The organism is Halomonas borealis (genome assembly GCF_004798905.1).
GTDB lineage: Bacteria > Pseudomonadota > Gammaproteobacteria > Pseudomonadales > Halomonadaceae > Halomonas > Halomonas borealis.
Genome location: NZ_SDMO01000017.1, coordinates 1 through 17,059 on the forward strand (window position 1 = coordinate 1; position 17,059 = coordinate 17,059).

A 17,059-nucleotide genomic window follows, 5' to 3' on the forward strand; every position below is an offset into this window, starting at 1 on the left:
GCGCCGATGGTAGTGTGGGAGTTCCCATGCGAGAGTAGGTCATCGTCAGGCACTTATTACGAGAAAACCCCGACTCAATGAGTCGGGGTTTTTTCATTATCCGCTTGTCCCCGGGTCGTGCTTCCCCGCCTTTTGTGGGGCTGCCTCGTATGTGCGCGGCCCGCGTTAGCATGCCGTTGAAACATGATGATATTCGGCATTCTTCTGACCCCCTAGCCTTGATACTCGATGGATTGTCGGCCTGGCCGCTTCTCATGAGCAGGGCACGATTCTATATAGGCCCCGGCGGGGCGAATTTCCCGCCAACACGTTGTGAATAAGCGACTCAGCTATCGGCACACCGTGCCGGTCCACCGGTGTTTAGCCACAGTTTTCGACTGACCAAGAGGAGAGAGCGGCCAATCTTGGCCGACAGCAATGTATGAGTGAACAACACTCCCATTCGATGAGCGCCACGCCCGTGAGACGATTAGGGGACCCGGTCGTGCTCGGCGTGAGCATCGGTTTCATCCTGGGGTTCATCGCCCTGTCGCTGTACGACGTCAACATGGTGGCCGATGGCATCGCCGCGGGCTTCGCCTGGACCGCCAAGACGCTGGGCAGCTATTTCCAGTGGTTGTTGTTGCTGACCTTCCTGGTGGCCATGGGGCTGGTGACTACGCCGGCGGCCAGCGCGAAGGTCGGCAATCGGGACACTCCGGAGATGAGCACCTTCAAGTGGCTGTCGATCATCATGTGTACCCTGTTGGCCGGGGGCGGTGTGTTCTTCGCCGCCGGCGAGCCGGTCTACCACTTCGTGGTGACGCCGCCGGCCTTTGATACCGAGGCCGGCACCGCGGAAGCGATCGCCAGCGCCCTGGCGCAGTCCTTCATGCATTGGGGCTTTCTGGCCTGGGCGGTGCTCGGTTCGCTGACGGCCGTGGTGCTGGCCCATGCGCACTATGTGCGTGGCCTGCCGCTGCAGCCACGCACCCTGCTGACGCCGGTGCTCGGCGAGCGTCTGATGCGTGGCTGGTTAGGCGGCGTGGTCGACGGCCTGTGTGTGATCGCCGTGGTGGCGGGCACCGTGGGCCCGATCGGCTTTTTGGCCACCCAGGTGAGCTTCGGGCTGCACGAGTTGTTCGGCCTGCCCGAGGGCTATGGCACCCAGCTGGTGATCCTGATCGGCCTGGGTGCGGTCTACGTGAGCTCGGCGATGACCGGCGTGCACCGGGGTATCCAATGGTTGAGCCGCTTCAACGTGATCCTGGCGATGGCCATCGCCGCGGTCATCTTCCTGTTCGGCCCGACTCAGTTCTTGATCAATGCCTTCACCCAAGGCTTCGGTGAGTACCTGAACTCCTTCTTCCCCATGGCGACCATGACCACCCAGACCGCACCGGCCTGGTGGATGCAGTGGTGGACGGTGTTCTTCTTCGCCTGGTTCATCGGCTATGGTCCGCTGATGGCGATCTTCGTGGCGCGTATCTCGCGTGGCCGTACCATTCGCCAGATGATCCTGGCGGTCGCGGTCATGGCCCCCATCGTCACCACGATCTGGTTCACCCTGTTGGGCGGTTCGGGGATCCATTACCAGCTGACCGGGGCCATCGATCTGACGTCGGCGCTCAACGACTTCCAGTTCAATGTCGCCACCCTGACCGTGGCCCAGGCGCTGCCCGGCGGGTCGCTGATGGCACTCGCGATCCTGGTGCTGACGACCATCTTCGTCGCCACGACCGGCGATTCCATGAGCTATGCGATCTCGGTCGTCGGTGCCGGCCACGACTCCCCGAACGTGCTGGTGCGCGCCTTCTGGGGCATCGCCATGGCGCTGATGGCGGCGATCCTGTTGTACATGGGCGCCGGCCAGGTCAACGCCTTGCAGCAGTTCATCGTCATTACCGCGATTCCGGTGTCGTTGGTGCTGCTGCCCTCGCTGTGGACGGGCCCTCAGGCCGCCATCGCCATGGCGCGGGAGCAGGGCATCGTCGCCCAGCCGAAGCACAGCTGATGCGTGACGGCGCCATGCCGTAAGAGACGCCGGCCCCCGAATGCTTCGTTCGGGGGCCGGCGTGTTTTCGAGAGGACCGTGATGGGCGCTCGAACGCGTATAATGCGACACCAAGGCTAACCCTGAAGGAGGCTCTTCTTGACGCTTACCACGCCGGCCCTGCTGTTTCCGGCCATCTCGTTGCTGTTGCTGGCCTATACCAATCGCTTCCTGACCCTGGCGCAGTTGATCCGCAAGCTCGCCGAGGAGGATCGCGATGCCCACCACGAGGTGGCGGTTCGACAGATCCTGCTACTGCGTCGGCGCATCACGCTGACCAAGTGGATGCAGATGGCCGGGGTCTCGAGTTTCTTGTTGTGCACGCTGTCGATGTTCGCCTTGTTCTTGTCGTTCAAGTTGCCGGGCATGGTGTTGTTCGGCATCAGCCTGATCAGCCTGTCGGTCTCGCTGTTCTTCTCCCTCTGGGAGGTGAATATCTCGACCAATGCCTTGAACGTCCAGCTCCGCGATCTGGAGCTGGGGAGCCGTCATCGCGCTTGCGATGCCTCTAGTGCTGCCGATGAGACGCCACGCGACTTGTGAGCGCGGCATGGCCGCCGCTAGACTAGCGGCCCTTCAAGGAGGCCCCATGATTCCCCAGCAGCTGCTGTTCTATTGTCGCCCCGGCTTCGAGCCCGACCTGGCCGGCGAGATCGCCACCAAGGCGGCCGCGCTCGGTTGGCAAGGCTATCCTCGGCCTCAGGTGGGCCATGTCGGCTTCGTGTTGACCGATGAGCGACCCGCCAATGCCTTGCATCGGGCGCTGCCGCTTGCGTCGCTGGTCTTCGCCCGGCAGAGCCTGGTGGCGTTGGAGCCGCTGGAGCTGTCTCGCGAAGACCGTCTCTCGCCCATCGTCGAACAGGTGCTGGAAAGCGGCTGGAGTTTCGAGTCGCTGTGGCAGGAAACCCCGGACACCAACGACGCCAAGGCGCTGGCCGGTCTGATCAAGGCGCTCCAGCGCCCACTCGAGTCGATGCTCAAGAAGCGTGGCGCCTTGCGGCGCAAGGCGGGCGGTCGGCGGCTGCATCTATGGTGGACCGAGGGTGATCGGGTGCAGCTGGGCATGAGCTTCCCCGGCAACCGCAGCGAGCAGCCTGGCGGCATCCGTCGGTTGCGCTTCCCCCATGATGCGCCCAGCCGCTCGACGCTCAAGCTCGAGGAGGCCTGGCATGAGTTCGTGCCACGGGATCAGTGGGACAGCCGCCTGGCCGAGGGCATGCAGGCGGCGGACCTGGGCGCGGCCCCGGGCGGCTGGACCTGGCAGCTGGTTCGGCGTGGCATGCAGGTATACGCCATCGACAACGGTCCCATGGATGGTGGTTTGATGGCCACCGATCTGGTCGAGCACCTGCGCGAGGACGGCTTCGTCTGGGCGCCGCCGATGCGGTTGGACTGGTTGGTCTGTGACATCGTCGACAAGCCCGCTCGGGTGATCGACATGGTCGAACGCTGGCTGGTGAAGCGTTGGTGTCGCGAGGCGGTGTTCAATCTCAAGTTGCCGATGAAGCAGCGCTGGGAGGCCGTCGCGGACGGACTGGCCCGGCTCGATCGTTCGCTGACCGCGGCGGGGGTGGAGGCCGAGATCGCCTGCCGCCATCTCTATCACGATCGCGAGGAAGTGACGGTTCACGTCCGGCTGTTCAACTGAAGGCTCGGCACCGCCGATAGCCGAGCAACGGATGGGCTTGGTCGCGGTGAGCCGGGATACGAGCCCCGGGAGCACGGTTCATATCCCGGCGCCGGTCCGGATACGTCGTGCTCGCCGGCGCTCGAGCATCCCATTAGTTGTTGAGTCTTCATTCATCCCGTATCACGAGGCGAGGTCATCGATGGCCGATTCCACGGACTCCCTGCCGGCTTGTCATGCCGAGCTGGACACCACCGGGCTCTACTGCCCCGAGCCCATCATGCTGATGCACAACAAGGTGCGCGACATGGCACCAGGCGAGGTGCTCAAGGTAGTCGCCAGCGATCCGGCGACCACCCGTGACGTGCCCAAGTTCTGCAGCTTCCTGGGCCATACGTTGCTGGCCGAGCAGGAGGTCGATGGCCAGTATCGGTACCTGATTCGCCTGGGCTGAGTCGCGAGTCACGCCCCGTCATCCTCCGGGTGATCGGACATCACCATCAGCGCCAGGGCTTCCAGGGTTGCGGGATCCTCGCGACGAATGCGGTTGGCGATCTGACGCTGGAAGAAGTAGACCACGCGATGGCGGCTGTGCCCGGGATAGAGGCAGGCATCGCCGGGCAGGATCGGCGTCGACTCGATTCGCCGCTCGTCGGCCAGCAACGCCTCCACGGCGCCGTCGCTGTAGAGCCGCCAGCCGAAGACCTGCTTGAGCTGCCAGGGGGCATCGCCTGTGTCCATGCACAGGGCATGGGTGCCCTGGGTCTCGGGAAGCTGCTGGATCAGCGTCGGCGATTCGGTATCCTCGTAGTCGAAGTAGGCGGCGGCCTGCTCGAGTTCCAGGACCTTGTGTTCCGGTGGTTGTTCGAACAGTTCCTCGGTTTCCGGGTCTCGGTAACCGACGAAGTGACCCTGTGCCGGGTCGTCGAGGGCCTGGCAGGGCGTCAGGCGTTCCATCCACGGCACGAGGCCGACGATATCGCCATCCTCACGCAGCCCCCAGGCGAGCAGGGGCATGCCGTAGTAGGCATCGGGTTCGTCGGGCAGTTGGTACACCATCTCCAGGCCATCGAGTTCGGGCGCGAGTCGAATCAGGCGCTTGCGAGCCTGCTGGCGTTGGCGCATGGTCTCCAGGTCGATGACCTGGGCGGAGCGAGATGACAGCGGGATACCCATGAAGTCCCTCCAGCGGCGGCTTGATCACGGCATTGGCCCTCGGGCCGGTCGGCAGCGCATGACGTCACTGTCATCCCATCAATAGCACAGACCGATGACCGAGGTTAAGTCCCGCTGATCAGCGGCAGCGTCGTATCAGCTCGGCGCGCAGCGCTCGATGATGCCGTCGTGCCGCTTGCAGGGCGGGCCAGGGCGCTGCGGGCGTTTCCAGTGACAGCCAGCGTTGCCGGTAGCGCGCGATGGCCGATGGTGGCGAGACCTTCTGAGCATCGAGCAGGTGTTGAAGAGCACTCAACCAGCGTCGGGACTCAAGCGTCAGCCGCTCGAGCCAGGCCGTCATCCGGCGGCTCGACGGGGGCTCGACGGCGTTCGCGGGCGAGACGGCGCACTGCCCGTCGGCCAGCGCGCGCTCCAATAGTTCGTTGCTTTCCGTAAGGCGCCGCGCGGCGAGCATCAGGGCGCGCAGCAGCTCGGCGGTCAGCGGACGCTCGCGCAGCGTCTTGAGATGACCTTCCAGGCGGGCGGAGTCTGGCTCCCAGCGGCGATCGAACTGATGAAGGGTGGCCTCGCGCAGGTAGGCGAGCGCCGGCAGCTGGTCGTTGACACTCCCCAGGGCCTCCGGGGGCAGCGGCGAGCTGGCTCGCGAGAAGCTGTCGACCCACTCCTCCGAGGCGAAGAGCGCGTTCCAGCTGGCGCGGGGCAGCTGCTCGGTCTTGAGCAGAGTGAGACGCCTCAGGCGCGCCCGATCGGTCTCGCCGAGGGCCTCCGGCGCCGTGCCGTTCCAGCAGCCGCTCAGGCGGCGCCACAGGGCCAGCTCGTAGAGCCAGCGCTGGCTGGGCGTGGCCACCTTGCCGAGCTGGTTGTTGCGCCCGGCGACCAGCTGGGCGATGTGGCAGCCGCGCAGGGCGAAGACGTCGAGCAGCCCCTCGCGGGTCTCGGCGATGCGGAACAGACGGGCATCGGGGGCCGGGAAGTCGCCGATATTCTCCGGCGCATGCCGCACGGGCGGGGGCCGCTCGAGCGCCTCGGCCAGCTCCTGCTGGTAGTCGCTCAACAGCGTCTCGGCGGGCCCGTCGCCGCAGCCGGCGAGCACCAGCAGCAGGATCCCGCTAATCGCGAGAGGGCGTGTCCTCGCTCGGCCGATTCGCATACGCTACCGCCTTGCTCCGTCGTCTCAGGCGCTCGCCCAGCAGCAGGGCGGCCACGGTCAGTCCGCCCACCAGGCCGATCCAGTAACCATAGACCCCGAGCGGCGCCACCAGGCCGAACAGGCCATGCTTGCCTAGCCAGTGGCCGCCGCCCAGGCCGACCAGCCAGTACGCGACCAGGGTGATCAGCATGATCACTCGGGTGTCCTTGTAGCCGCGCAGCGCACCGGCCAGGTTGACCTGCAGGGAGTCCGAGACCTGATACAGCATGGCCAGGCCCACCAGTGACAGCGTCAGCTGTGCGACGTCCGGGTTGTGGGTATAGAGGGCGATCACCGGCTCGGCGGTGAGCCACAGCAGCAGGCAGTTGATCAGCGCCACCAGCAGGGCGATCAGCATGCCGTGCCAAGCCATCAGACGCGCGGCCTCGGGGCGTCCCTGCCCCAGGGTGTTGCCGACCCGCACCGTCAGCGCCATGCCCAGCGACAGCGGCAGCATGAACAGCAGGCTGGTGTAGTTCAGCGCCACCTGGTGAGCGGCCACGATGACCTCGCCGAGGCTGGCGATGAACAGCGCGATCAGGGTGAACAACGTCACCTCCACGAAGATCGCCACGCCGATGGGAGCGCCGACGTAGAGGAGTTCGCCGATCGGCCGCGGCCGTGGTGGCGTCGGTGAATGCCACAGTGCGACGCCGTCGTAGGCGCGGCTGCGCCGCGTGTAGGCCGCCATGGCCAGGCACATCACCCACATCGATACGGCCGTGGCCAGCCCGCAGCCCACTGCGCCGAGTGCCGGCAGCCCCGCCACGGGGGCCGGTAACCAGCCTCCGAATAGCGCCTCGAGGCCTGCACCACCGTAGATCAGCAGGTAGTTGCTGGGGATGTTGACGGCCAGCCCCAGCAGGCTGATCCATAGCGCGGGCCGGGTATGGTTCATGCCATCGGAGAAGGCGCGCAACGCCATGAACAGCCCTACGCCTGGCAAGCCCAGGGCCACCGCGGCGAGGTAGCCGGCGGCGTGCTCGGCGACCGCCGGGGGCACCGCCATCAAGCGGAAGATCGGCATGACCGCCGTCCACAGCAGCCCGGCCGCGAGCACGCCCAGCGCCAGGCCGATCCACAGTGCCTGGTGTACCTGGAGGCGGATGTCGCCGCGGCGACCGGCGCCGAGCAGTTGGGCCACCACCGGGGTCAGGCCCATCAGCGTGCCGGTCATGAACAGCATCAGCGGCATCCACAGGCTCGAACCCACCGAGACGGCGGCCAGGTCGGTGGCGCTGAGCCGTCCGGTCATCATCACGTCCACCGTGCTCATGCCGGCCTGGGCAAGCTGGGCGCCGCAGATGGGCAGGGCCAGGCGAATCAGCGGACGGGTTTCCGTGCGCGTGGTGGCGGACAGGTTAGCGATGAACTGGGCCAAGGGTGAGCTCCATGCCGAGGGTTGGCCCCGCGCTCCAGGCGTGCGAGGTGCTGGGCCTAGTCTATCAAGGGCGTGCGGGAGGCGCTGCCGATCCGTGCCATCGAGCCGGGTGTGCATCGTCGACCCTCGAGTCGGTCGGCCGCGCTGCGCCGCGGAGGTTTTCGTCGCCGGGACGGTCTCGCTATACTGTGCCGCCCATCCACGACCCCGCCGGAGCCCGCGTGAGCCATCGCCTCGAGGATGTCATCGCCCTGTTCGACGGCCTCTTCCTGCCGACCCATCGCACCCGCCTGGTGCGCGGCGGCGACGAGCCGCTGTATCTGCCCGCCGATGCTGACACGCCCTGGCATCGGGTGATCTTCGCCCGCGGCTTCTACGCCAGCGCGCTGCACGAGGTCAGCCACTGGTGCATCGCCGGGGCTCGTCGCCGCGCGCTCGAGGACTACGGCTACTGGTACCTGCCCGACGGGCGCGACGCCGACCAGCAGCTCGACTTCGAGGCGGTGGAGGTGGCGCCGCAGGCGTTGGAAAGCCTGCTCTCGGCGGCCTGTGGGCGTCGCTTCGCGGTCAGTGTGGACAACCTCGGCGAGGTGGAGGTCGACCGCGAGGGCTTCGCCGCACGCGTCGCGGCGCGTGCGGCGCGCTACGAGCGGGCAGGCCTGCCGGCAAGGGCCGAAGCCTTCCGCACCGCCCTGGCGGCCTTCTATGGTGGCGGGCTGCCGGTCGTGGCGGCGGTCGCCGCGGGCCGGGCGCGCCTCGCCGCGGCCGAGGAACCCGTCGGCGCCTCGGTCTGAACGCGTGAGGGCTTACAGCTCCCCGTCATGGAGGCGCTGATGCAGCGTCAGCATCACCTGGATCTCTTCCTCGGGGCGTAGCGGCTCGAGGCCCAATTCGCCGAACATCTCACCGCGGGCACGGGCCCAGTCGCCGGGGGCCAGCTGATCATAGAGGCTCTCGGCGGGGGCCAGTTCGACGAAGGGGTCGAGCCCGTAGGTATCGAAAAGCCGTGAGATCGCCGCCTCATCGTCGCTGACCCCGGCGGTGTAGAGGGTGGCGTTGAAGTGGTCGGTCTCCAGCTCGCGGATCACGTCCAGCGGGCTCACGCCCATGCTGGAGAGTTCCTCCAGGCTGTAGGCGCCCAGCGAGACCAGCTCGTCGTCGAGCCAGGCATCGTCGGGCTGGATCAGGGTGTGCTTGACGCGGCCGTCGGGCAGGGTCCAGGCGATGGAGAGCGGCAGGTCGCCGTCGTCGCCGGTCTCGATGGCAATGAAAGCGGGCAGATCATCCATTGGGGTGTTCCTCTTCGCGGGCCGCTTCCTCGAGAGCGAAGAAGGCCCGGGCGGTGGCGGTGGTGGCGTGGGCCAGGTCGGCGTCCGTGTCGCCGCGCCAGTGGGCGATTTCGCGCACGATCCAGGGCAGCAGGGCCGGCTCGTGGCGCCTGCCCTTGAGTTTGGCAGGTAAGTTGCGCGGCAGCAGATACGGACAGTCGGTTTCCACCATCAGCCGCGCGGCGGGAATCGCACCGACCAGCTCGCGCAGGTGATGGCCGCGGCGCTCGTCGCACAGCCAGCCGGTCAGGCCGATGTGCAGGTCGAGATCCAGGTAGCCGTAGAGGGTGTCGCGGTCGGCGGTGAAGCAGTGCACCACCGCCTTGGAGATGTCGTCGCGCCAGGCGTGCAGCATTTCGCGCATGCGCTCCCCGGCATCGCGTTCATGGAGGAACAGCGGCAAACCGCTCTCGGCGGCGAGCTGAAGCTGAGCCTCGAGGGCGCGCTGCTGCTCGGCGGGCGTCGAGAAGTTACGGTTGAAGTCCAGGCCGCATTCGCCCACCGCCACGACCTCCGGCTGGCGATGCAGTTCACGCATCGCCGCCTCGAGCCCCGGCGTCCACTGGCTGGCGTCGTGAGGGTGCACACCGGCGGTGGCGTAAAGGCCGGGATAACGCCGGGCCAGGGCCACGGCCTGTTCGGCGTGTTCGCGGTCGGTGCCGGTGAGGATCAGCGTCTCGACGCCGGCGGCATGGGCACGCTGGATCGTCGCCTCGAGGTCGTGGGCGAAACTCGCGTGGGTCAGGTTGGCGCCGATATCCACCAGTGGGGCCGGCGAGCGGAACCTCAGTGCCTCGGGCAGCACGTCGTCGAAGGGGGGCGTGGCGTCGGCCAAGGCGAACACTCCTGTCTATGAACCTGGCAATCAAAGGGATCGTCCTGAGCGCTTTGATCGTTGCTCGCGCCACGCTGGCGCAGATGCGTGAATCGGTTGGCGTGGCACGAGCTCGCGCGGGCCTGACGGCCGTCGGCGGCACGTTCCTGTGCCGCCGTCGATCCGGCTGAAAGGGCGCCGGGTCAATGAGAAGGCGCGTATTGTACCCGTCTGGAGTGGGGTGGGGCCACGTCGGGGCGGCCATGCGTTACACTGGCGGCTTGATCGAACGAAGAGGTGAATGCGTGACCCTGCTACGTCTGGAACAGCTACAACTGGCCTATGGCACCCATGTGCTTCTCGACGGCGCCGATCTGGTGCTGGAGAAGGGCGAGCGTTTGGCGTTGGTGGGCCGCAACGGAACCGGCAAGTCGACCCTGCTCAAGCTGGTGTCGGGCGAGAACCTGCCCGATAACGGGCATATCTGGCGCGCCCCGGGCCTCAAGATCGGCGTGCTCGCCCAGGACCTGCCGGCCGCCTCCGGCGATACCATCTTCGACGTGGTGGCCCAGGGCTTGCCCGAGGCCGGCGAGCTGCTGTCCGAGTACCACCACCTGGTGCAGGAAGCCGAGCCGGACATGGAGCGCATGGCTCAGCTGCAGACTCGGCTCGAGGCCATCGAAGGCTGGTCCTTCCATCAACGCATCGATGTGGTGCTGACCCGCCTGGGGCTGCCCGAGGATGCCGCCATGGCCGATCTCTCCGGCGGCTGGCGGCGGCGCGTGGCGCTGGCCCGGGCGCTGGTGGTCGACCCCGACCTGCTGCTGCTCGATGAGCCCACCAACCACCTGGACCTGGATACCATCGCCTGGCTGGAAGAACAGCTGTCCGCCTTCAATGGTTCGGTACTGTTCATCACCCACGACCGCGCCTTCCTGTCGCGGCTGGCCACCGGCATCCTCGAGCTCGATCGCGGCCGCCTGGGGCGCTATCCCGGCGACTATGACCAGTATCAGGAGCAGAAGACCCACGAGCTGGAGGTCGAGGCCCGCGAGAATGCCGAGTTCGACAAGAAGCTGGCTCAGGAAGAGGCGTGGATCCGCCAGGGCATCAAGGCCCGGCGGACCCGCAACGAGGGCCGCGTGCGGGCCCTGCAGCAGATGCGTCGCGACCGCGGCGAGCGCCGCGAGCGCCAGGGGCGGGCCAACCTCTCCGTGGACCGCGGCGATCGCAGCGGCAAGCGGGTGGTGGAGCTGACCCATGCGACCCAGTATTACGATGAGCAGGCGGTCATCCGCGACCTCAATCTCGAGATACAGCGCGGCGACCGCATCGGCCTGATCGGCCGCAATGGCGCCGGCAAGACCACCCTGCTCAAGATCCTGCTCGGCGAGCTCGAACCCAGCGAAGGGCAGGTACGCATGGGCACCAAGCTGCAGGTGGCCTACTTCGACCAGCTGCGCGCCGGGCTGGAGCCTGAGAAGAGCGTCTACGACAACGTCGCCCAAGGCAGCGATCGTCTCACCGTGGGCGGGCGCGATCGCCATGTGATGAGCTATCTGCAGGACTTCCTGTTCTCCCCGGAGCGCGTGCGCCAGCCGGTCAAGGCACTCTCGGGGGGCGAGTCCAACCGCCTGTTGCTGGCCAAGCTGTTCACCCAGCCGGCCAACGTGCTGGTACTCGATGAGCCGACCAACGACCTGGACGTGGAAACCCTCGAGCTGCTCGAGGAGCTGCTGCTCAACTTCGACGGCACCCTGCTGCTGGTCTCCCACGACCGTGCCTTCATGGATAACGTGGTGACCAGCGTGCTGGCCTTCGAGGGGCAGGGCTGTGTCCGCGAGTATGTCGGCGGCTACAGCGACTGGATTCGTCAGGGGGGCAAGCTGCCGCCGGCGCCCTGGGAAGGCGCCGCCCGCCAGGCGGTCGAGCCGGTCGCCGGGGCGCCGGCCGGGGCGTCGGTCGAGGCGGCCCCTGCCCGGCAGGAGGCCGAGCCGGCCGCCAAGACCGCGTCCAAGCGCGTCAAGCTATCCTACAAGCTACAGCGCGAGCTGGATGGCCTACCGAAGGAGATCGAGCGCCTGGAAACGGCGGTCGCCGACTTCGAGGCTCAGGTCGGCGATCCTGCCTTCTATCAGCAGGACAACGACAAGGTCACCGAGACGCTGCAGGCCTTGAACGATCGGCAGTCCGAGCTCGAGGCCGCCATGGAGCGCTGGATGGAGTTGGAAGCGATGGCGGCAGGCGAGACCTGAGGAGTTCGCTATTCTTCGCTCATGACGCGAATCTAGCACTCTGCCCGACGAACCCAGCGGAGTGTCACTAAAGCACAAAGGCGCCCCTCGGGGCGCCTCGTTCATGCGACAGGGAAGCGTCGTGGATCATTCCGCCGTCTCGCCGTCCTTGCCGACACGCACCGCCAGCACATCGCACTGGGCGCCGTGCAGCACGCCGGTGGAGGTCGAACCCAGCAGCAACGCGAAGCCGTGGCGGCCATGCGAGCCGACCACGATCAAGTCGACGCTCTGTTCCTCGGCGAAGCGATGAATCTCGGTGTCGGGCATGCCCACCACCACGTGCTGGTTCTCCTTGTCGACGTTGGTGTCGGCGATTTCCGCCAGGCGCTGCTTGGCATGGTCGTCGAGCTGATCCTGAATGCTGGTGAGGTCCATGGGAATGTCGCCGCCGTAGGCAAAGCCGAGCGGCTCGAGGGTGTGCATGATCGAGAGCTTGGCCTTGTTGCGGTCGGCGATCTGCATCGCCCGTTCCAGCACCTTGTGGGAATCCTTGGTCAGGTCGACGGCGACCAGAAGGTGATGATACTCGTGGCTCATGGCATTGCCTCCGGCAGAGGGTCAGGGTGAGTGGCTACCTTCCACTCTAGGACGCACGATCTGACAAGACAACGACTTGCCTCAAGTATAGGAAGAGAAAACCGTTATGATCTGGTTGATCATCGCCGTGGTGGTCGGGCTGATATTCGCACCGGCCATGTGGCTACGGCCGAGCCCCCGCCAGCAGCGCACCATGACATTACGCGAGGTGGCCAAGGGGGAGGGGGTTCAGGTGCGGCTCGCCGCGTCACCGCGCCACCAGGATGACGACAAGTGGCCGGCCTATCGTTGGGCCTATCCGCCCCGGCGGCCGGGGCCTGACTTCATGCTGCTGCGCGATGCCGAGGCCAGCGACGCCCTGAAGCCTTTCGTCGAGGGCTGGCGCTGGCGGAAGGAACCGTTGCACGAGCTGCCGAGGGGCGTACGCGAGGACTTCGAGGCGCTATTGGCGCGCCTGCCCGCCGATACGCTGGCCGTGGAGTCGAGCGCGGAGGCCCTGACCCTGTGGTGGGGAGAATCGTGGGAAGCCCAGGCCTTCAGGCCCATGGCGCATGGTGTGGGTGAGTTGCGCGATGGCCTGGCGGGGCGGCCGGACCGCCCCGAGCGCCATACCGAGCCGAAGGCGCCACGCGCTTAGCGTGGTGCATCGTGCCGGTGGCCGCCTAGGCCTCTTCCTTGGCCTGCAGTGCCAGCCCGTTGGCCTCGATGCGGCCGAGTAGCTCACCGAGCTTCTCGACTTCCTCGCTGGAGAGGCCCTGAAGCATCTCTTCCCGAGCCTGACTGACCACGGCGTCGATGCGTTCGAGCAGCGGCATGGCGTCGGCGGTGAGCATGATGCGTTTGGTGCGCCGGTCCTTGTCGCAGGGGCAGCGTTGGATCAACCCCTGTTCGGCGAGCTGATCCAGGGTGCGTACCAGCGAAGGGGCCTCGACGCCGATGGTCCGTGCCAGATCGCATTGCGGCTGGTCATCGCCCATCTTCCAGAGGTGATAGAGCGTGACCCAGCGCGTCTGGGTCAGCCCATCGGGGGCCAGACGATGATCGATGACCGCGCGCCATAGGCGTGGTAAGCGAGAAAGCGTAAAACCAATGTTCTGTGGCATGAGTGTCTGCGCAAACGGTGAATCTAATGGGATTGTCCGGAGCTATGGAGTGTAATGCAAGTCGTTAGCGATCTACGGTATATCCGTCGGTCGTGCGATCAAGCGGCGCAGATCCAGGCCGGGAAGCCCCGCCGGCGAGTGAATCTGACCATCGGCGAAGGTCGCCTGTTCCGGGGTGTCGCTGACTCGGAAACGTAACACGCCGATGCGCTGGCCACTGGCGGTCATCACATCGACCCGCCAGTCGCCGGACGCGTCTTGCGGGAAGTGGCTCTTGTGTGTCCAGGATCGATAGCCTGCCTCGCGACCGCCCTGGATCTGGAGCGGGATACGATCGACCAGCTGGCCGTCATGGCGCCATTCGTGCACGATTTTTTCCTCGAGGCCGCGCGGCGCATGGATCGCCGTGTAGGCATACAGGCCATGGCCGGTCAGGGCCTCGGGGGTGAGCCGCAGGCTACCCTCGGGCATGCGGGCACTCTCGTCGAAAGAAGGCGATAGCGCGTGGCCCGAGAGCCACAGGCTGGCCGGCGGCACCCAGGCACGCCCCAGCCAGCCGAGGCCGGCCAGCAACGGCAGCAGCACCAGCATGGCTAGCCAGCGGCCGGTATTCATGGGCCGTAACAGTTGCATCAGGCTCGGCAGGCTGAACACCGTCATGGCGACCAATGCGATGGTCAGGCTCTCGCCGGTGGTCAGGTGCAGCACGGTCGGCAGCGTCACCAGCACCACCAGGAACACGCACTGGGCGTGGAAGGCGAAATACAGCCAGCGATGGCGGTCGGCCAGGCGATAGTAGAGTGGATCGAGGATCGATAGCAGCGAAAGCCCCAGCATCAGCGTCGTGAACAGCGCTTGTCCACTGGTCCAGACGGTGGTCGCCAACAGGAAGGGCAGGGCGAAGAACAGCGTCTCCTGGTGGACCATCTGGGCGATGAAGGTGGTGATGCCGCGCGACAGGGCCGGATAGCCGCGATGCGTCAGCCAGCGGGCGATCAGGCTCTCCGAGAGCAGCAGTACCCAGGCCACCAGCATACCGAGTGCCAGGGCGGCGCCCAGCCACTGCTGGCGTTCCACCAGGAAGAAGCTCGCCATGCCGGCGAGGAAGGCCACCGGCGGCCACAGCCAGTGCCAGGGGCGGGCGCGTTCCGCCAGACGAGTGAGGCGACGCTGCCAACTCTCGAGGCGGGAGGCAGGGAATTCGGGGGGCGGAGGCAAGCGGTCGGGATTCATGATGGCATCCTAGCAGGATGCCGCACGCGGCGGGAGTCGTCAGGCGACGACGCCGGGTCGCTCGGGCGGGGGCTTGACGCCTTCGACAGACTGGCCCAAGCTGATGGAATCAAACGGCCGTATGAATTTCTGCATGGAGATTCGTGGATGATCTACCAAGGTATTGCCATTAGTGTGGCGCGCGATGAGCACGGCGTCGCCACCCTGACCCTCGACCACCGCGACGAGTCGGTCAACACCCTGTCGTCGGCGGTGGTCGGCGAGCTCGCCGAAGCCGTGGAGGCGCTACGCGCCGAGTCCGGGCTCGTGGGGCTGATCCTGACCAGTGCCAAGGAGGCCTTCGTCGTCGGGGCCGATATCACCGAGTTCCACGCCATGTTCGAGAAGGAAGAGGCCGAGATCCTGGCCATGCTCGATCGTGTGCACGGCCTCTTCAACACCCTCGAGGACCTGCCGTTCCCCACCGTCACCGCGCTCAACGGCCTGGCCCTGGGGGGCGGCTGTGAGCTGGCGCTGGCCACGGACTTCCGGGTGATGAGCGACACGGCCCAGCTCGGCCTGCCCGAGACCAAGCTCGGTATCCTGCCGGGCTGGGGGGGATGCGTTCGCCTGCCGCGACTGATCGGCGCCGACAACGCCATCGAATGGATCGCCGGCGGCACCCAGAACAAGTCTGCCGAGGCGCTGCGCATGGGCGCGGTGGACGCCGTGGTGCCCGGCGATGCGTTGCTGGAGGCGGCCCGCGACCTTCTCGATCGCGCCCATCGCGGCGAGCTAGACCACGCGGCGAGGCGTGCCGAGAAGACCTCGCCGCTGCGCCTGGATGCCATCGAGCAGATGATGGTCTTCGAGACCGCCAAGGGTTATGTGGCGGGCAAGGCCGGGCCTCACTATCCGGCGCCCATCGAGGCCATCAAGGTGATCCAGAAGGGCGCCGGTGAGGCGCGCGAACGGGCTCAATCGATCGAGGCCGGGGCCTTCGCTAAGCTGGCCAAGACCGATGTCTGCTACAACCTGGTGGGCCTGTTCCTCAACGATCAGGCGGTCAAGAAGGCCGGCGGGCGCTACGCCAAACAGGCGCGTCCCGTCGAGAGCGCGGCGGTGCTGGGGGCGGGCATCATGGGCGGCGGCATCGCCTACCAGAGCGCCTCCAAGGGCACGCCGATCCTGATGAAGGACATCAAGGCCGAGGCCATCGATCTCGGCCTCAAGGAAGCCCGCAAGCTATTCGCCAAGCAGGTCGAGCGGAAGAAATTCACCACCGAGCAGATGGCCGAACGGCTGACCCATATTCGCCCGACGCTCTCCTACGGCGACTTCGGCTCGGTCGACCTGGTGGTCGAGGCCGTGGTGGAGAACCCCAAGGTCAAGGGGGCGGTGCTGGCCGAAGCCGAGACGGCGGTCGGGCAGGACACCATCCTCGCCAGCAACACCTCGACGATCTCGATCACCCGGCTGGCCGAGCACCTCGAACGCCCCGAGCAGTTCTGCGGCATGCACTTCTTCAACCCGGTGCACCGCATGCCGTTGGTCGAGGTGATCCGTGGCGAGAAGACCAGCGACGCCGCGGTGGCGGCGACCGTGGCCTATGCCCGGCAGATGGGCAAGACGCCGATCGTGGTCAACGACTGCCCGGGGTTCCTGGTCAATCGCGTGCTGTTCCCCTACTTCGGCGGCTTCAGCCGGCTGGTGGCCCAGGGAGCCGACTTCCGTCATGTCGATCGAGTCATGGAACGTTTCGGCTGGCCGATGGGCCCCGCCTACCTGCTCGACGTGGTCGGCATGGATACCGCACTGCATGCCGGCGAGGTGATGGCCGAGGGCTTCCCCGAGCGCATGGGCGACATGCGCGGCCAGGGTGTGATCCCGCTGATGGTCGAGCATGAACGCCTCGGCCAGAAGAACGGCAAGGGCTTCTATGCCTATGAGGAAGACCGCAAGGGCAAGCCGCAGAAGGTCGATGACGACGAGGCCCAGACGCTCGTCGAACGGCTGGCCGAGGGGGCCGCGACGTTCTCCGATGAGGCGATCATCGCGCGGATGATGATGCCGCTGTGCCTGGAGGCGGTGCGCTGCCTGGAGGACGGCATCGTGGGCAGCGCGGCGGAGGCCGACATGGCACTGATCTACGGCATCGGCTTCCCGCCGTTCCGTGGCGGCGCGCTGCGCTACATCGATGCCATGGGCCTGGAGGCCTTCGTCGCCCAGGCCGACGAGCTGGCCGCAGAGCTCGGGCCGCTCTACGCCCCCACCGACAAGCTGCGCGAGATGGCGCGGCACGGCGAGTGCTTCTATCCGCACGCCGGTCAGGCCTGATTCACCGCGACACAGGGAGATATCGT

At 66.7% G+C, this 17,059-nt stretch carries 17 protein-coding genes; 9 read left to right on the plus strand and 8 right to left on the minus strand.

The window, feature by feature from the left end:
- Window positions 1-421: 421 nt before the first annotated feature.
- The 4 genes from ETC07_RS13880 (at window position 422) to tusA (ending at window position 4,113) form a co-directional block, all read left to right on the plus strand.
- Complete coding sequence (locus ETC07_RS13880; RefSeq protein WP_240724672.1) at window positions 422-1,993, plus strand: BCCT family transporter; 1,572 nt, start codon at window positions 422-424, stop codon at window positions 1,991-1,993.
- 138 nt (window positions 1,994-2,131) lie between these two features.
- Window positions 2,132-2,575, plus strand: a complete 444-nt coding sequence (locus ETC07_RS13885; protein WP_136249121.1) for a DUF2721 domain-containing protein — start codon at window positions 2,132-2,134, stop codon at window positions 2,573-2,575.
- 46 nt (window positions 2,576-2,621) lie between these two features.
- Window positions 2,622-3,680: a 23S rRNA (cytidine(2498)-2'-O)-methyltransferase RlmM gene (gene rlmM / locus ETC07_RS13890; RefSeq protein WP_136249122.1), complete on the plus strand. Its 1,059-nt coding sequence runs from the start codon at window positions 2,622-2,624 to the stop codon at window positions 3,678-3,680.
- 181 nt (window positions 3,681-3,861) lie between these two features.
- Window positions 3,862-4,113, plus strand: a complete 252-nt coding sequence (gene tusA / locus ETC07_RS13895; RefSeq protein ID WP_136249123.1) for a sulfurtransferase TusA — start codon at window positions 3,862-3,864, stop codon at window positions 4,111-4,113.
- 8 nt (window positions 4,114-4,121) lie between these two features.
- Here tusA and ETC07_RS13900 read toward each other — a convergent pair whose 3' ends face one another.
- The 3 genes from ETC07_RS13900 to ETC07_RS13910 form a co-directional block, all read right to left on the minus strand.
- Window positions 4,122-4,835, minus strand: coding sequence for a hypothetical protein (locus ETC07_RS13900; RefSeq protein ID WP_136249124.1), 714 nt, complete (start codon window positions 4,833-4,835; stop codon window positions 4,122-4,124).
- Window positions 4,836-4,953: 118 nt separating this feature from the next.
- Window positions 4,954-5,985, minus strand: a complete 1,032-nt coding sequence (locus ETC07_RS13905) for a DUF3080 family protein (protein ID WP_136249125.1) — start codon at window positions 5,983-5,985, stop codon at window positions 4,954-4,956.
- Window positions 5,945-7,405 (minus strand): MATE family efflux transporter, encoded by a 1,461-nt coding sequence (locus tag ETC07_RS13910; RefSeq protein WP_136249126.1) that lies wholly within the window; start codon window positions 7,403-7,405, stop codon window positions 5,945-5,947. Before ETC07_RS13910 ends, ETC07_RS13905 begins: the two co-directional genes overlap by 41 nt.
- 221 nt (window positions 7,406-7,626) lie before the next feature.
- Here ETC07_RS13910 and ETC07_RS13915 point away from each other — a divergent pair, with 221 nt between their 5' ends.
- A complete protein-coding gene (locus ETC07_RS13915; protein ID WP_136249127.1) occupies window positions 7,627-8,199 on the plus strand; it encodes an elongation factor P hydroxylase in 573 nt (190 codons plus the stop codon).
- 12 nt (window positions 8,200-8,211) lie between these two features.
- Here the strand turns inward: ETC07_RS13915 and ETC07_RS13920 are convergent, their stop codons facing one another.
- Both ETC07_RS13920 and ETC07_RS13925 read right to left on the minus strand, forming a co-directional pair.
- A complete protein-coding gene (locus ETC07_RS13920) occupies window positions 8,212-8,694 on the minus strand; it encodes a hypothetical protein (protein ID WP_136249128.1) in 483 nt (160 codons plus the stop codon).
- Window positions 8,687-9,568: a TatD family hydrolase gene (locus tag ETC07_RS13925; protein WP_136249129.1), complete on the minus strand. Its 882-nt coding sequence runs from the start codon at window positions 9,566-9,568 to the stop codon at window positions 8,687-8,689. The genes ETC07_RS13920 and ETC07_RS13925 overlap by 8 nt, the downstream gene beginning before the upstream one ends.
- A gap of 17 nt (window positions 9,569-9,585) precedes the next feature.
- On the opposite strand from ETC07_RS13925, the gene ETC07_RS15695 reads away from it, so the two are divergent.
- Together ETC07_RS15695 and ETC07_RS13930 are read left to right on the plus strand one after the other, a co-directional pair.
- Complete coding sequence (locus ETC07_RS15695; RefSeq protein WP_168709228.1) at window positions 9,586-9,738, plus strand: hypothetical protein; 153 nt, start codon at window positions 9,586-9,588, stop codon at window positions 9,736-9,738.
- Window positions 9,739-9,852: 114 nt separating this feature from the next.
- On the plus strand, window positions 9,853-11,802 hold the full coding sequence (locus ETC07_RS13930; RefSeq protein ID WP_136249130.1) for an ATP-binding cassette domain-containing protein: 1,950 nt from the start codon (window positions 9,853-9,855) through the stop codon (window positions 11,800-11,802).
- Window positions 11,803-11,928: 126 nt separating this feature from the next.
- Here the strand turns inward: ETC07_RS13930 and ETC07_RS13935 are convergent, their stop codons facing one another.
- Entirely contained in the window at window positions 11,929-12,381 is a 453-nt protein-coding gene (locus ETC07_RS13935; RefSeq protein WP_136249131.1) for a universal stress protein, read from the minus strand.
- Between the two features lie 106 nt (window positions 12,382-12,487).
- On the opposite strand from ETC07_RS13935, the gene ETC07_RS13940 reads away from it, so the two are divergent.
- Window positions 12,488-13,018 (plus strand): preprotein translocase subunit YajC, encoded by a 531-nt coding sequence (locus ETC07_RS13940; RefSeq protein ID WP_136249132.1) that lies wholly within the window; start codon window positions 12,488-12,490, stop codon window positions 13,016-13,018.
- 25 nt (window positions 13,019-13,043) lie between these two features.
- Here the strand turns inward: ETC07_RS13940 and slyA are convergent, their stop codons facing one another.
- Window positions 13,044-13,484 carry a transcriptional regulator SlyA gene (gene slyA, locus ETC07_RS13945; RefSeq protein WP_136249133.1) on the minus strand — a complete coding sequence of 147 codons (441 nt, stop codon included), beginning with the start codon at window positions 13,482-13,484 and terminating at the stop codon, window positions 13,044-13,046.
- A gap of 72 nt (window positions 13,485-13,556) precedes the next feature.
- Complete coding sequence (locus ETC07_RS13950; RefSeq protein WP_136249134.1) at window positions 13,557-14,717, minus strand: DUF5924 family protein; 1,161 nt, start codon at window positions 14,715-14,717, stop codon at window positions 13,557-13,559.
- 147 nt (window positions 14,718-14,864) lie between these two features.
- Here ETC07_RS13950 and fadB point away from each other — a divergent pair, with 147 nt between their 5' ends.
- Window positions 14,865-17,033 (plus strand): fatty acid oxidation complex subunit alpha FadB, encoded by a 2,169-nt coding sequence (gene fadB / locus ETC07_RS13955; protein WP_136249135.1) that lies wholly within the window; start codon window positions 14,865-14,867, stop codon window positions 17,031-17,033.
- Window positions 17,034-17,059 lie beyond the last annotated feature (26 nt).